Origin of the sequence: Fictibacillus barbaricus (assembly GCF_014635025.1) — a bacterium.
GTDB classification, from domain to species: Bacteria; Bacillota; Bacilli; order Bacillales; family Fictibacillaceae; genus Fictibacillus; species Fictibacillus barbaricus.
The window spans coordinates 1,607,896-1,622,620 of sequence record NZ_BMCE01000002.1 but is presented as its reverse complement, the minus strand read 5'-3'; the positions used below and the strand labels follow the sequence as shown (position 1 = coordinate 1,622,620).

The 14,725-nt window shown below is 40.3% G+C and carries 16 protein-coding genes; 10 read left to right on the top strand and 6 right to left on the bottom strand.

Annotated elements, in window-relative coordinates; all coding sequences use genetic code 11:
* The first annotated feature begins 22 nt into the window (after positions 1-22).
* Entirely contained in the window at positions 23-292 is a 270-nt protein-coding gene (locus tag IEV52_RS17715; protein WP_373869429.1) for a hypothetical protein, read from the top strand.
* Between the two features lie 33 nt (positions 293-325).
* Here the strand turns inward: IEV52_RS17715 and IEV52_RS17710 are convergent, their stop codons facing one another.
* From IEV52_RS17710 to IEV52_RS17695, 4 genes are all read right to left on the bottom strand, one after another.
* Positions 326-979, bottom strand: coding sequence for an amino acid ABC transporter permease (locus tag IEV52_RS17710; RefSeq protein WP_188403790.1), 654 nt, complete (start codon positions 977-979; stop codon positions 326-328).
* On the bottom strand, positions 972-1,754 hold the full coding sequence (locus IEV52_RS17705; protein ID WP_188403789.1) for a transporter substrate-binding domain-containing protein: 783 nt from the start codon (positions 1,752-1,754) through the stop codon (positions 972-974). The genes IEV52_RS17710 and IEV52_RS17705 overlap by 8 nt, the downstream gene beginning before the upstream one ends.
* 319 nt (positions 1,755-2,073) lie before the next feature.
* Positions 2,074-3,171 carry an ABC transporter ATP-binding protein gene (locus IEV52_RS17700; RefSeq protein WP_188403788.1) on the bottom strand — a complete coding sequence of 366 codons (1,098 nt, stop codon included), beginning with the start codon at positions 3,169-3,171 and terminating at the stop codon, positions 2,074-2,076.
* A 132-nt stretch (positions 3,172-3,303) separates the two neighbouring features.
* Positions 3,304-4,197: a PucR family transcriptional regulator gene (locus tag IEV52_RS17695; RefSeq protein WP_188403787.1), complete on the bottom strand. Its 894-nt coding sequence runs from the start codon at positions 4,195-4,197 to the stop codon at positions 3,304-3,306.
* 130 nt (positions 4,198-4,327) lie between these two features.
* Here IEV52_RS17695 and IEV52_RS17690 point away from each other — a divergent pair, with 130 nt between their 5' ends.
* The 6 genes from IEV52_RS17690 to IEV52_RS17665 all read left to right on the top strand — a co-directional run bounded on the left by IEV52_RS17690 (position 4,328) and on the right by IEV52_RS17665 (position 10,115).
* Positions 4,328-4,933, top strand: coding sequence for a polysaccharide deacetylase family protein (locus IEV52_RS17690; RefSeq protein WP_229754336.1), 606 nt, complete (start codon positions 4,328-4,330; stop codon positions 4,931-4,933).
* A gap of 29 nt (positions 4,934-4,962) precedes the next feature.
* Positions 4,963-5,670 (top strand): adenine nucleotide alpha hydrolase, encoded by a 708-nt coding sequence (locus IEV52_RS17685; RefSeq protein WP_188403786.1) that lies wholly within the window; start codon positions 4,963-4,965, stop codon positions 5,668-5,670.
* Positions 5,671-5,743: 73 nt separating this feature from the next.
* The gene (locus IEV52_RS17680) at positions 5,744-6,880 is read left to right on the top strand and encodes a DUF445 domain-containing protein (RefSeq protein ID WP_188403785.1); all 1,137 of its coding nucleotides are present in this window, start codon (positions 5,744-5,746) and stop codon (positions 6,878-6,880) included.
* Positions 6,881-6,930: 50 nt separating this feature from the next.
* Positions 6,931-7,299, top strand: a complete 369-nt coding sequence (locus tag IEV52_RS17675) for a YlbF/YmcA family competence regulator (protein WP_188403784.1) — start codon at positions 6,931-6,933, stop codon at positions 7,297-7,299.
* 153 nt (positions 7,300-7,452) lie between these two features.
* A complete protein-coding gene (locus IEV52_RS17670; protein WP_188403783.1) occupies positions 7,453-8,301 on the top strand; it encodes a Cof-type HAD-IIB family hydrolase in 849 nt (282 codons plus the stop codon).
* 329 nt (positions 8,302-8,630) lie between these two features.
* Positions 8,631-10,115: an aldehyde dehydrogenase family protein gene (locus IEV52_RS17665; RefSeq protein WP_188403782.1), complete on the top strand. Its 1,485-nt coding sequence runs from the start codon at positions 8,631-8,633 to the stop codon at positions 10,113-10,115.
* A 314-nt stretch (positions 10,116-10,429) separates the two neighbouring features.
* Here the strand turns inward: IEV52_RS17665 and IEV52_RS17660 are convergent, their stop codons facing one another.
* Complete coding sequence (locus IEV52_RS17660; protein WP_229754335.1) at positions 10,430-10,864, bottom strand: GNAT family N-acetyltransferase; 435 nt, start codon at positions 10,862-10,864, stop codon at positions 10,430-10,432.
* 29 nt (positions 10,865-10,893) lie between these two features.
* The gene (locus tag IEV52_RS17655) at positions 10,894-11,079 is read right to left on the bottom strand and encodes a YhzD family protein (RefSeq protein WP_188403781.1); all 186 of its coding nucleotides are present in this window, start codon (positions 11,077-11,079) and stop codon (positions 10,894-10,896) included.
* 147 nt (positions 11,080-11,226) lie between these two features.
* Here IEV52_RS17655 and IEV52_RS17650 point away from each other — a divergent pair, with 147 nt between their 5' ends.
* The 3 genes from IEV52_RS17650 to IEV52_RS17640 all read left to right on the top strand — a co-directional run bounded on the left by IEV52_RS17650 (position 11,227) and on the right by IEV52_RS17640 (position 14,725).
* Entirely contained in the window at positions 11,227-12,123 is an 897-nt protein-coding gene (locus IEV52_RS17650; RefSeq protein WP_188403780.1) for an ABC transporter ATP-binding protein, read from the top strand.
* Positions 12,116-13,390 (top strand): ABC transporter permease, encoded by a 1,275-nt coding sequence (locus IEV52_RS17645; protein ID WP_188403779.1) that lies wholly within the window; start codon positions 12,116-12,118, stop codon positions 13,388-13,390. Before IEV52_RS17650 ends, IEV52_RS17645 begins: the two co-directional genes overlap by 8 nt.
* A 117-nt stretch (positions 13,391-13,507) precedes the next feature.
* On the top strand, positions 13,508-14,725 hold the full coding sequence (locus tag IEV52_RS17640; RefSeq protein WP_188403778.1) for a metallophosphoesterase family protein: 1,218 nt from the start codon (positions 13,508-13,510) through the stop codon (positions 14,723-14,725).

Here is a 14,725-nt window from a genome sequence, read left to right as displayed (position 1 = left end):
GGAATCCACTCCTTTTTTAAGGATGAAACCAGGAGCTGATGATATGGCAATGTGTCCGTTATGCAATAACTTTAAAACGATAAATGTCCGTTGTCCAGAATGCGGAAGAGCAATTACAGATCAAGGAAAAGTAAGCGATTATTTTGATGATTACAGCCCGTATATGGAAGTAGATGAACTTAAGCTTGAAGATGGCTATCCGACAGATTTTAAAGATAGTCAATGCCCGCATGTCTTTTATTGCGATTCTTGTCAGCAAGAGGTGCTTTTCTTTATTGGAGAATGGGGATAAAAAAAGACTTCATATCCATCAGAGACATGAAGTCTATTGGCTTATTCTTATGCGTCTTTCAAGTAATACACGTAAGCCGTCGAGTAAAGATGTCAAGATCCAGTAGATGATTGCTGCTTCAACTAAGACGGGCAGTACGATCAGCTGTGATGCACTGATCTGATCGGCCATCAACGTGAGTTCAGGAACGGTGATGACAGAAGCTAACGATGAAGCTTTAATAATATCAATGAGTTGGTTCCATACAGAAGGAATGGATATTCTCCAAGCTTGTGGAAGAATGACTTCTTTATAGGTTTGATATCTGTTCATTCCTAAGGAAAAGGCTGCTTCCCATTGGCCCTTTTCAATAGATTGAATGGCACCACGATAGGATTCTGCAATATAAGCGCTAAAATGAAGAATGAGTCCGGCAAGTGCCGCCTGCCACCCTTCAGGTACATAAATAAAAGTAAAACCGTTGTATAGAATTAATAATTGAATTAATAATGGCGTTCCTCTGAAGAAAGAAATATACCCCTTAGCGATCCCCGACAAAAATTTATTAGAAGACATTCTGCATAACGCAACGACCAATCCGAAAACAAGCGCTCCTAGGATCGAAACAACGCTGATAACAATAGTAAAAACAGCTCCCTCCAATAAATAGGGGAGGGAGTTGATCAGTATTTCTGAGAGATTATTCACTTACATCTTCTCCAAAATATTTTTCAGAGAGCTTTTTTAAAGTGCCGTCATTTTTCATTTCTTCAAGCGCTTTGTTCACATCTTCAACAAGTTTTTTGTCATCTTTTCGGAAGGCAAATGCCATTTCGTTTTCATTGAATGGTTCACCAACGGCTTTAACGTTATAGTCTGTTTTCTTTAATTCTGTCAGGATGAAAAGCTGATCGTTCATCGCTGCATCGACTCGGTTTACATCAAGGTCTGTTAAAACCTGTGCAGCACCCTTATAGAATTTTGTTTTAGCACCAGCTTTTTCAGCTTCTGCTGCATAGTTGCTTCCTTGTGTAGTTCCAACTACTTTGCCTTTTAGATCTTCGATACCTTTAATATCTGTGTTGTCTTTATTAACAATTACTTGACCTCCAGATACTGTATATGGCGTTGAAAAATCATATTTTTCTTTTCTTTCATCAGTAATGGTTACTTGGTTCGCAACAAGGTCAAAGCGTTTTGAATCCAATGACGTAAACATGTTCTTCCATTCTGTTGCTACAAATTTTGGTTCCATGTCTAGACGTTTTGCTACTTCTTTCGCAACTTCAACGTCATAGCCAGTGATTTCATTCGTTTTTTTATCACGGTATGAGAATGGCGGATATGTAGCTTCTGTACCGATTGTTAACACTTTGCTTTTTGTATCTGAACCTGTTTCCTTTGATTCATCAGTTGTTCCGCAAGCGGATAAAAGAACAGCTGACAGGGCGATTGCTGACAGGAATTTAAATGTTTTTTTCAAATGAAGTCCTCCTAATCGGGATAAACCCGACAATTTTTATAGAATTTATTGTATAAAGCAGTTTGCATTTCGTCAATCATTTAACATTTTCCCCGATAAAGAAAAAAATAACAGGGAAAATTTGAACGGAAAAGCTTAATTCTTTTTTAGAGATATATAATCACATAAAAAGCGATCGTAATCACATAAAAAGTTATAATCATCACATAAAAAATGAACTTCATCATATAAAAATAGCTTGCCATCACATAAAATCGAGTTTTCGTCAAAATAAATAAAAAAGCCCCTCTGTTATAGAGGGACCTCTAATGTTCTTGTATTAACGAATACGGATTTCAGTTTCTTTATCAAAGAAATGCACTTTGTTCATGTCTAACGCAAGGGAGATGTTTTGTCCGTTGCGGATGTCTGTACGAGAATCAACACGCGCGATGAAATCTTGCCCGCTTAATGTAGAGTAAAGGAATGTTTCAGCACCCATCAATTCAGCAACATCGATTTTCGCTTCGATCTTTGTATTGGAAGAAGACTCTAAGAACACTGGCTCATCGTGAATATCTTCAGGACGGATGCCAAGAACGACTTCTTTGTTGTTGTAGCCTTTTTCTTGTAATACTTTCATCTTGCCGCCAGGAACAGCGATCTTCGTGTCGCCCACTTTAAAGAATCCATCCTCAAGTGTACCGTTCAAGAAGTTCATCGCCGGGCTTCCGATAAATCCGCCAACGAAGATATTTTCAGGCGTGTCATACACTTCTTTCGGAGATCCAACTTGCTGGATGCGTCCATCTTTCATAACAACGATACGCGTAGCCATTGTCATCGCTTCTGTTTGGTCATGCGTTACATAGATTGTAGTTGTTTGCAGACGTTGGTGAAGCTTAGTGATCTCTGCACGCATTTGCACACGAAGTTTTGCATCAAGGTTGGATAACGGCTCATCCATCAAGAATACTTTAGCGTCACGAACGATCGCACGACCTAGTGCAACACGCTGACGCTGACCGCCTGAAAGAGCTTTTGGTTTACGGTCTAAGTATTGCTCAAGACCAAGGATACGAGCAGCTTCTTTTACACGCTTATCAATTTCTTCTTTGCTGAATTTACGAAGCTTCAATCCGAACGCCATGTTGTCATAAACGTTCATGTGAGGATATAACGCATAGTTTTGGAATACCATCGCGATGTCACGGTCTTTTGGTGCTACATCGTTTACAACACGCTCATCGATGATTAGTTCACCTTCTGAAATTTCTTCAAGGCCAGCGATCATACGAAGAGTAGTGGACTTACCACAGCCAGATGGACCTACGAATACGATAAATTCTTTATCAGAAATATCAAGGTTGAAATCATGTACAGCTGTTACTTTGTTATCATATCGCTTAACGATGTTATTTAACTTAATGCCTGCCATTATATAATCCCCTTCCGATGTAAACGTTTTCTTGATAGTTTCAAGTTTACGCTTTCATTGAAATATCGTAAATGGACGACTTGCCTAAAATTAAAAAAACTCTTTATGCATTGTGCACAAAGAGAATTGTACTTATAACTTTTTTTTCTTTTCATAACACAAGATCGCCATGTAAACCGTCAGGGCATTTTTAAACTGTTTAACGTCGATTCCGGTTTTATCATAAAACTTATCCACGCGGTATTGCAGACTGTTTCGGTGGATATACAGCTTTTTAGCGGCTAACGAAACATTCATGTTGCATTCTACAAACACTTTAATGCTCTTTAATGTTTCTTGATCTTCCTCAGGCCATCCGGCCAATAAAGAAGTTAATGTACTTTCTGCAATTGGATGTGCGGATTGAAGCAGCAGCAGGGGAAGAACATCCGCTATCGTATACACAGACTTTGGCAGCAGGTGGTTTTTCACTTGTAGAAATTGATCTCGTTCACGTCTATAAGTTTCTTTGGCATAAATCAACTGATTATTGAATGAACCAATATAAACGGAGATATCGATATAAAAGTCTGTTGAGAGCATATCTTTTAAAGCTTCATAAGGAGTTTCGCTAAATTCCTGTTTTGATGTTTCAATAATTACCCCGCTTTTATAATCATCGTTCATGATCAAAACAGCATCCTCAGGAAAAAGTCCGTTCACGGCTTCTGAAAAAGAAGCGTAATCGGTTATCGGCTGTTTGCTGAAAAAATGAACAAAACGATAAAAGCGATCTTCTTTTATAGAATGGTCTCCGGAAAGAATGGATTTCCATCTTGTTTGTGCAAACGTATAAGTTTGAGTAACTGTATCATTTTCAAACAGGTCAAACATGGACTGAAGCAGGTGGATCTCTGAATCAGAAAGAGCAGATTTAGAAACACCAAATGGTTCTCCTTCATTTGTGATGAACCAGAGAAATCCCGACTGTCTAGAAAGATCTGTTGTTATGGAGTTCTTGTAATGTTTCTTTAACTTATCGAGCATCCTTTTTCATATCCTTTCAAGGAAAAGCTTGCTATTATTATAGCAATGTTATGTGGTTAACTAAACGGATTTCCCCAAAAGGGAGGAAACACTCATGAAAAAGTGTCCTTGAGTAACTTCGGCTACGGTCGTGTACGACTGGAAAAATAAAGAGATCTGGACAAACCTGCAAAACTGGAAGAAAAAATCATCGAATTCCCTTATTCTTACCTTTGATGATGGACCGTCTTCTGTTTTGATCCCTATTTTAGATGTATTAAAGAAGCATGATATAAAAGCGATGTTCTTTTGGCAGTCGAGGCTGTTACATAAAAAGCGTCCCTGGAAACGGGTATTGGATGATGGCCATATCTTAGGCGGACACTCCTTGCGTCATCGTGATCTTACGAGACTAAGCCGTGACGAACAGTTTCATGATATTCGCTCTAATAAAATACACATTGAAAAGCTTACTGGGCAAAAGATGAAGTACTTCCGTCCTCCATTCGGCCAATTTAACGGGGATACACTCTATGTTCTAAAAGAGTTAGAAGTGATTCCATTTTTATGGGAGGTCGCAGGTCTTGACTGGGAACATAAGCAGAATCCCCAGTATATTGTTCACAACATCTTAAATCATGTGGAGAATGGCTCAGTGATTCTGCTTCATGAACTGAGGCAAACAGTTGAAATACTGGATGATCTATTAACTGAACTTAAACTAGAAGGCTATGAGTTTGTATTGCCTCCTGTATAAATGAAAGAATAAAGGGTTGGAGGAACAAGATGAAGAAAAGAATTGTTGTTTCTTTTAGTGGCGGAAAAGATTCTGTTTTAGCGCTCCATCGATTGCAAACATCCGGAGAGTGGGAGATTGATTCGCTTCTTACAACTTTAACAGAAGACTATGACCGTACCACCATGCATGGGGTTCGATATGAACTGTTGGAGCTGCAAGCCAAGTCGTTAGGAATTCCTCTTCGAAAAGTTTGGATTCCAAGAGATTGCCCGAATGAAGTGTATCAGCAAAGAATGAAAAAAGCGGTAGATGAAATTCTAGATGAAGGTATTGAGTTCATGATGTTCGGTGATATCTTTTTAGAAGATGTTAAAGCGTACCGGGAAAAAATGCTTCAAGGCACTGGACTTACACCTATCTTTCCGGTTTGGGGAGAAGACTCATCGACAATCGTAACGGAATTTTTGAAGAAAGGCTTTAAAACGGTAGTCTGCTGCTCGGATATCTCTAAAATAGATTCATCGTTTACGGGAAGAGTAATGGATGAACAATTTATAAAAGATTACCCAGCCGATTATGATGTTTGTGGTGAAAACGGAGAGTTCCATACATTTGTCTTTGACGGACCAAACTTTTCTTTTCCTGTTGCTTACGAGTTAGGAGAAAACCGAATGGCAAAAGATATGTTTACCAACGAGGATCGCTTCTATTATGTGGACTTGCTTCCTGCCGTCTATGAGGATAGTACGCCTTAAGTCCAAATTGCTTGAGGCTTTCATAATGACGTAAACTAGGTAGATAGAATCTTGAATAATGGAGAGAACAATTATGGATGTATGGATTTCAATTGCAGTAATGGCGATTGTCGGTGCGTTTATTGGAGGTTTAACGAACTCCATTGCCATCCGAATGTTATTTCGGCCATTCAACACTTTATATATTGGTAAATACAGAGTTCCTTTTACACCTGGTCTGATCCCGAAAAGAAGAAATCAATTAGCAGTTCAGCTGGGAGAGACGGTAACGAATCATTTGCTGACGGCAGAAGGTGTTCAGGCTAAAATTAACGATTCCAGCTTTCGTTCTGAAATGACGGAGCTCGTTCAAGGTGAAGTTAAGCGCTTTTTAAAGAGTGACATTACGGTAAGTGAGTTATTAAAAAAAGATTTTGGTGTGGATGATGTTCAAAATCGTATTCTAACGACAACGGAAAAATGGCTTGCCGACAGAATGAAAAAAATGCTCGAAGAATCAAACGGCAAGGAAATGAAAGCCGTACTGCCTGAAAAGTTTGTTTCAGCAGGTGAGGAAAAACTTCCCGAAGTTGTGGACTGGCTATTAAATAAAGGGGTCTCTTATCTGGAAAGCAGCGAGGGCAAAAAGTCATTAGCAAGCGGGATCGATGCATTTTTAATGGATAAAGGAATGCTGGTAAACATGGTATCCATGTTCTTTGGCAATGTTAGTATCGCTGAAAAAGTACAGCCGGAACTGATTAAGTTTATGAAGCATGATAATACACGTGATACGCTGCTGCAGCTCCTTCAGCAAGAATATCGCGGTTTTATGGAAAAACGAATGGATGAAGCTCTGGGACTTTTGGACATGCCCGAGATCACAGAAGGACTGGCAAAGGAGATTACTGCAAGACTTCCGATTGAAGAGTATTTAAACACACCGGTTAACTCTTTAGCGGGTATGATTGAAGGGTGGATCGTTGACGACTTAACCCCAAAAGCAGTGGCGGCAGGCCTTGATCTGTTTGTGGCAAGACTGGATGTACTTCTTGAGAAGATGCATTTAGCTAAGATCGTTGAAGAGCAAGTAGAAACTTTTTCATTAGAGCGATTAGAGGAAATTATTATCTCAATTGCTAAAAGCGAACTTAAGATGATCACGTGGCTCGGAGCTCTGCTAGGCGGAATAATAGGAGTATTCCAAGGTATTCTTGTACTATTTTTGTAGAGTCTGTTATAGTGGGTACCGTAGTTTAATTCATGGGAGGTTTTTTACCGATGGCAAACGTATATGATGTTGCTTACGATCTAGAAAAAGCATTGCGCAGCAGCGAAGACTTTCAAGCTCTGAAAAAAAGCTATGATGATGTAAATAATAACCCGGAAACGAAAGAACTTTTCGGTAAGTTCCGTGATATTCAAGTGAATCTTCAACAAAAACAAATGAGCGGACAAGAAGTAACGCAAGAAGAGATTGAAGAAGCACAAAAACTATTTGCTGATGTACAGCAGAATGAGACAATCTCAAAGCTTATGGCAGCAGAACAACGTATGAGCATGATCATCAATGATCTAAACAAAGTAATCACAAAGCCTTTGGAAGAGCTTTATGGACCAATGGTTGAAGAAGAAGGACATCAACAATAATAGTAAAGCAACTAAACCCCTGTTTCTAACAAAGCAGGGGTTTTTCATATGGAGCAAGAATTCCTAGGCTTGTCAGCGTTCTAAAGCATGTTTCAAGGTCATAAACTTAACTCGAGTTCTTATATCTTATTTTCGCGAAATGGGGGGAGCAACATGGTATACCGTTTACTAGCGATTGACATCGACGGAACCCTACTGCGAAGCAATTTCCGTATCGATAGAGAAACGAAAGAAGCCATTGATTATGTGCAGCAAAAAGGCGTCTATGTCACACTCGCTTCGGGCAGGAGCTTTCCATCTACACAAAAGATTGCAAAAGCACTAAAGATTAATAACTACCTGATCAGTCATAACGGAGGCTTTATTTCTCAATCTCTTGACGAACCACTTCAAGAAAAGAGGTTATCCGTCGAGGAAACCTACAAAATCGTAGAGATCCTAGAGAACTACGAGTGCCACATGCGGGTTGTTCATGAACGCTTCTCGGTCGGAAATCAGTTAAAGCAAAAGAGTCAGCTTGTCGCAAAGTTAACGCTAAGTACAGGTGATCCATTATTCTATCCTGTATCCTTTACTGAGAATCTGGGAGATTATATACTGGCACAAGAAGTGGCGCCACCAAAGATGGATGTACAGTTCTTTGATGAAAAAGAATGCGAGTCCGCGATCAAGTATCTGAAAGAACATATGCCAAACTTTGAGTATTCTTCTTCAACGAAATGCCAGCTGGAGATCACACAGAAAAAAGTAACAAAAGGTAATGCGCTGCGATTCCTGGGAGAGAAACTCGGCATTGCTCCAAACGAAATGGTGGCAATCGGGGATTCGCATAATGATCTGGATATGATAGAGTTTGCTGGTTTAGGTGTGGCAATGGCAAATGCTCCTGATGAAGTAAAGAGGAAAGCAAAGTGGATCACGCGTACGAATGATCAGCTAGGCGTTCCGTATATGATAAAAGAAGTTTTCCGTAAGCAGATGCGCTTCCAAACGATGAAATAAGGTTAATTGAGAGCCCTTTCTGGACATTTTCGTCCAGAGGGGCTTTTTTGCTGTGCAGGAAGGAGGGGGAGGAGTGGTTAAATCGGCTGATCACGGAAATAGCAGCGGTTATCACGGAATTTTTACTGATAATCAAGGGAAAATCCTGTGTAATCACGTAAAAAATGTGCTCCATCACGGAAAACACATTCCGTCATCCTTCGACAACGCCAGCTCGAATTTCGTCAAAAACGTTTCAGTTTTGTTACAAATGTAGAAAATGAAAGGGTTTTCATTTATCGTGACGAATAATATTTATGTAAGAACCACGATGTAAAGGGAGGATTCAAATGGAAAAAACAGTAGACCTGCAATTAAAACCAAAGGTGGCCGAGTTCCTGAACGGAACGAAAAAACATTTTATCAATGGAGAATGGGTCAGCTCAGCAAGCGGAAAAACATTTGAAACGTTAAACCCTTCAACTGGAGAAGTACTGGCAGTCGTATCTGAAGGTGGAACAGAAGATATCGACAAAGCGGTAAAAGCGGCAAGACAAGCATTTGAAACAGGATATTGGTCAAAGATGCCTGCTTCAAAGCGCAGCTACTTAATTTACAAACTAGCAGATCTGATGGAAGAGAATAAAGAAGAATTAGCACAGCTTGATACATTGGATAACGGGAAGCCGATTCGTGAAACAATGAATGCGGATGTTCCGCTCGCGATCGAGCATTTCCGCTATTATGCAGGCTGGGCAACGAAAATCGTGGGACAGACGATTCCTGTTGCAGGAAGCTTCTTCAACTATACGCGTCATGAAGCGCTTGGTGTAGTTGGACAGATCATTCCTTGGAACTTCCCATTATTGATGGCAGCTTGGAAGCTTGGTGCTGCATTAGCTACTGGATGTACAGTCGTGTTAAAGCCGGCAGAGCAAACACCTCTTTCAGCACTATACCTTGTAAAATTAGCACAAGAAGCAGGATTCCCTGAAGGTGTGCTGAACGTTGTAACGGGTGCAGGTGAAACTGGTGCAGCATTAGTTGATCATCCAAATGTGGACAAGATCGCATTTACTGGTTCGACTGAAGTAGGAAAGCTGATCATGCGCAATGCGTCTAACTCATTGAAGCGCGTTACGCTTGAGCTTGGCGGTAAATCACCAAACATCATTCTTCCTGACGCTGACATGAGCCGTGCCGTTCCTGGTGCGTTAAGCGGAATCATGTTCAACCAAGGACAGGTATGCTGTGCGGGATCACGCCTGTATATCCAAAAGAAATCGTTTGATAACGTAGTAGCAGATCTTGTTTCTCATGCGAAAAAAATCAAGCAAGGTCCTGGTTTAGATCCGGATACTACTATGGGGCCTCTTGTATCAGAGGAGCAGCATAACCGCGTACTCGGTTATATTCAAAAAGGACAAGATGAAGGTGCAGAACTTCTTACTGGAGGAACAGCACCATTTGATAGAGGATACTTTGTAGAGCCGACGATCTTTGCGGATGTTGATGATAAGATGACGATCGCAAAAGAAGAGATCTTCGGACCAGTTGTTGCGGCAATGCCGTTTGAAGACCTGGATGATGTTATCTCTCGTGCGAATGACTCTGAGTATGGTCTTGCTGCGGGTCTTTGGACTGAAAACTTAAAAACAGCTCACTATGTATCTAGCAAACTTCGTGCCGGTACAGTTTGGGTGAACTGCTATAATGCATTTGATGCTGCTTCACCATTCGGCGGATATAAGCAATCTGGTATCGGACGTGAGATGGGATCTTATGCATTAAACAACTACACAGAAGTGAAGAGTGTGTGGATTAACCTTAAATAGACAACATAGACATTACGGGGGTTCAAAAAAACGAACGGGATGTAAATAAGAAAAACCGGGTGCTTGATCCAGCATCCGGTTTTTCTTTTGGCTCTTTTAACAAAAATCTTTTTAGTAGGTATGTGAAAGCAATCCGTTGAAAAAGAAGTTGAGTTGATTGGTGGTGAAGGTGCGAGACTCCTGCGGGAACAGTGGGACAGGTGAGACACCGCAGGCGCATGGCGCCGAGGAGGCTCAACGCCCGCCCCGCGGAAAGCGAGCATCCTGGAGAGGAAATCAACAACTCCTCTACGTATATTTATTGATAAACGTCATTAGAGCATCACTTTTATAAATCGCAGTCCCGTGTCATCATAATCTAAGCTGCGATAGAACTCATGCGTGTCTGTTCGATGTTTACCGCTGTTAAGCAGGATGGCTGTACATCCTTGTTCCTTTGCCCATTCTTCTCCATAATGAACGAGCTGTTTGCCTATGCCGTTTCCTCTAAACTCTTCACTTACGACAAGGGCAGAAATCCGAGCATAACACCCGTTTTTTTCAAAATAGATTCCTTTTGTGAGCCCGATCATACCGATCACTTGATCGCTTACACTTGCAACAAAACAAGCATAGGCCGGATTGGGAAGTAACGTTTCTAAGCGTTCTGTCATCTCTTCTGGCTTTGTCGGATATCCGAGCTCTCCCATTAGATAAGCAAGTTCATAACTGTCTTCATAACGTGCTTCGCGTAGTATAACTTCACTCACTGTTTTTCCCCTCGTTTCCATGAGTTTCATCAGCGATGGAAAAGAAGCAACTGTCCCTTTGGTGAAGTCAGACGATGCGTTTTTTCTTGCATGTTTAATTCAGCCAAACGGGCCTCTCCCCGTTGTTTCGCTTCAGAATCGTTTGATGCAGAAATCGTTTCATCTAAAATTTTTTCGCCGTTCTTTTCATAAGCTGTAAGTGCGTAGGTATTCATGGTAGTCTAACTCCTTTCATATCTAAAAATTGATTTCAACATTCGACGATTTTTTCCTGCTATTTTGTGAAGAAATTGTATGAAACTTAAGGATTTTAGCCACGTATAAGGCAGAATATGGTATATTTTACAACGGGAGGGAAGTTCATGTTAACCATTAACGAAGTTCGAAAACAATTTGGTTCATTTACAGCAGTAGACGAAATAACATTGGAAATTCCTAAAGGTGAAATTTTTGGTCTGTTGGGTGCGAACGGAGCAGGAAAAACCACAACATTCCGAATGATTCTAGGTCTATTAACACCAACAAAAGGAAAGATTACGTGGAATGAAAAAGAGATCTCATACGAAACAAGTGATCTAGTTGGATATCTGCCCGAAGAAAGAGGATTATATCCAAAACTAACAGTAAGGGAACAGCTTATCTATCTTGGCCAGCTCCGTGGGATGTCCCGTTCTCAAATACAAGAGCAAACAGAAAAATGGTTAAAGCGTTTTGGAGCAGAAGAGTATCTAAATAAAAAAGTAGAATCTCTATCAAAAGGGAATCAGCAAAAAATACAGTTTATTGCGGCTGTACTTCATCGACCTGAATTGTTAATTCTTGACGAACCGTTCAGCGGACTCGACCCAGTAAACGTTGAACTGCTAAAGAGTGCTGTTCATGAGCTGAAAAAAGAAGGAACAACGATTGTATTCTCTTCTCACAGGATGGAGCACGTGGAAGAACTCTGTCAGAATTTATGTATCATGCATAGAGGAAAATCAGTGGTTCAAGGAAATTTAAAAGAGATCAAAGGTTCATTCGGCAAGAAGAACGTTTCTGTTAAAGCTGATTTCGATCTGAGCTACTTAAAAGATACGAATGGTGTGCTGAAACATCGTGTAACAGCAGACGGGATTACACTTCAGGTGGAACGTGAAGAAGTAGCTCAAGATCTGTTCCAGGCGATCCAGGCAAAAGGGTTTGTAAGAAAGTTTGAACTTGAAGAACCTTCACTAAATGATATCTTCATCGAGAAAGTAGGTGTGGTTCATGAGTAAATTTATGACTGTCATGATGCATACATACCGTTCAAAGATTAAGTCAAAACCTTTTTTGATCTCCACATTGATCACCATTGCTCTATTGTTTGTTGTAACGAACATGAACGAGATCACAAAAATGTTCGGTGGGGATGAAGAGTCAAAAGTGGCTGTTATCGATAAAACAGGAAACACACTTCCTGCGCTTCAAGAGCAGTTTAAAACAGCAGGTGCTGATCTAAAAGCTGAAGTCTACACAAAGTCTGAAAAAGATGCTGAACAATCCGTGTTAGACGGTGAATTAGACGGCTTACTCATAATTGATAAAGATGCTTCAGGTATGATAACAGGAAGCTATAAAGCAGAAGATGTAACCAATCAGGACCTTATTACAGATATTGAAATGGCCCTTCAGCAGATTAAGAATAAAGCAGCAGCTGAATCGATCGGACTAAATCAGGAGCAGCTCGCAGCGATCTATCTGCCTGTTTCGTTTGATAAGGAATCATTGTCTGAAACTGCTAAAAGTGAAGAAGAGGCAGCTCAAGTATATATCCTTGTCTATGTTCTGTTGTTCTTCATGTACATGGCAGTCATGATGTACGGAAGTATGATCGCAGTAGAAGTAGCCACAGAAAAATCTTCAAGAGTTATGGAAATCTTGATCTCATCAGTTTCGCCTGTTAAACAGATGTTTGGAAAGATCTTCGGTATCGTACTGATCGCGCTTACTCAGCTCGCATTATTTGTTGCTGCCGGGTTTGCCGCTGTTCAATTGAACGGAAAATTGAGTGGAAGCGAGAGTATAATAGAAGAACTTAAACTAAATGAAATACCGGTCCCATTAATCGTTTATGCTCTAATTTTCTTCATATTAGGATTCTTCCTTTACGCTACCCTTTTTGCGATGATTGGTTCATTGATCAGCAGAGTAGAAGAAGTCAACAATATTATGACGCCAGTGGTAATCGTAATCGTAGCTGCGTTTATGATTGCTATGTATGGCCGAGAAAATCCAGAATCCGCATTCGTTGCAGGGGCTTCTTACTTCCCGTTATTTACTCCGATGCTTATGCTTCTGCGTGTAGGGATGCTTTCACTTCCGGTTTGGGAAGTAGCACTAGGCATTGGGGTGCTGATTGCGGCCATCGGTCTTTTTGCTGTAATCGGAGCGCGTGTTTATCGTGGAGGAGTTCTGATGTATGGAAACGCGCCTTCATTAAAGCTCTTTAAACAAGCCATTCTCCTATCTAAACAAGAAAAGAAAGATACGACAGGACTATAATTTACAGACTAAGAAGAGGGCGATTCTGCTCTCTTTTTTCGTTTTAATTAAAGCGAACGTGTTTTCGTATATATGTTAAAATGAGGGGAAGAATGATAGAAAAAGAGGATGGGTGAAATGATAAAGTTTTTACATTGTGCAGACCTTCATTTAGATAGTCCATTTAAGGGGCTTTCCTCATTACCAGAAAGGCTTTTTAAACGTCTTTCTGAAAGTGCATTTTTGTCTTTTAAACGGCTTATCGATCTAGCCATTTCAGAAAAAGTAGATTTTGTGATTATTGCAGGAGACCTTTACGACAGCGGAAACCGAAGCCTAAAAGCACAGTCTTTTTTAAAGAATTGTTTTACAAGACTCGAGAATCATAACATAAAGGTTTATATCAGCCATGGTAACCACGATCCGCTGGACGGACGATGGGTAGATCTTGATTGGCCAAAAAATGTTCATTTTTTCGAAGGAAATTCGATTCAATCGGTCCACTTTGAAAAGGACGGAAAAAAGCTTGCGTGTCTTCACGGTTTTAGTTATGAAACGGCTGCTGTAACCGACAACCGTACTCTTCATTATCCTGAGAAGAAAGACCACTTGTACCACATCGGTATATTGCATGGTCAAGCAGATGGTTACAGCGGTCACAGCAGATACGCACCATTTTTAGTAACAGAGCTGCTAAAAAAGGGATACGACTATTGGGCGCTCGGCCACATTCACAAAAGAATGGACTTGAGTACAGATCCTCCAGTTCGGTATTCAGGAAATATACAAGGAAGACATAGCGGTGAAACGGGTGAGAAAGGCGGATACATTGTAACACTGAACGGATCTGAAGCAGAAAGCTGCTTTTATGCTACTTCTGATATAGAGTGGCATGACTTGGTTCTCCAACTAGAAGGATTAGATAGTCTTCAAGAACTCATCACCCTATGTGAAAAAGAAATAAGTAAATATCAACATCCACAGAAAGGTGTCTTACTGACTATTAGACTGTCTGGACAGACTCAGCTCTTTAAGGAACTGCTGGATGGTACATTTCTAGAAGAACTAGAGGAAATCTTACGGGAAGAAGATCATGGTACTTCTTTCATACATGTTGTTTCTTTGAAAAATGAGACGAAACCTTCCATACATGATGAAATGTCTATAAAGCAATCAGGATTCTTTCAAGATATTTCACATGTCTTACAGGATGAACATGAACTTCAACAAGCCATTTCTGAGCTCTCCACACATAAGACAGCGAGGAAATATATTGCTCTTGAGGATCAAGATTGGGAAGACATTAAAAAGCAAGCAGAGCGTTTATTATTATCAGAACTCCATAAAAGCAGGTAG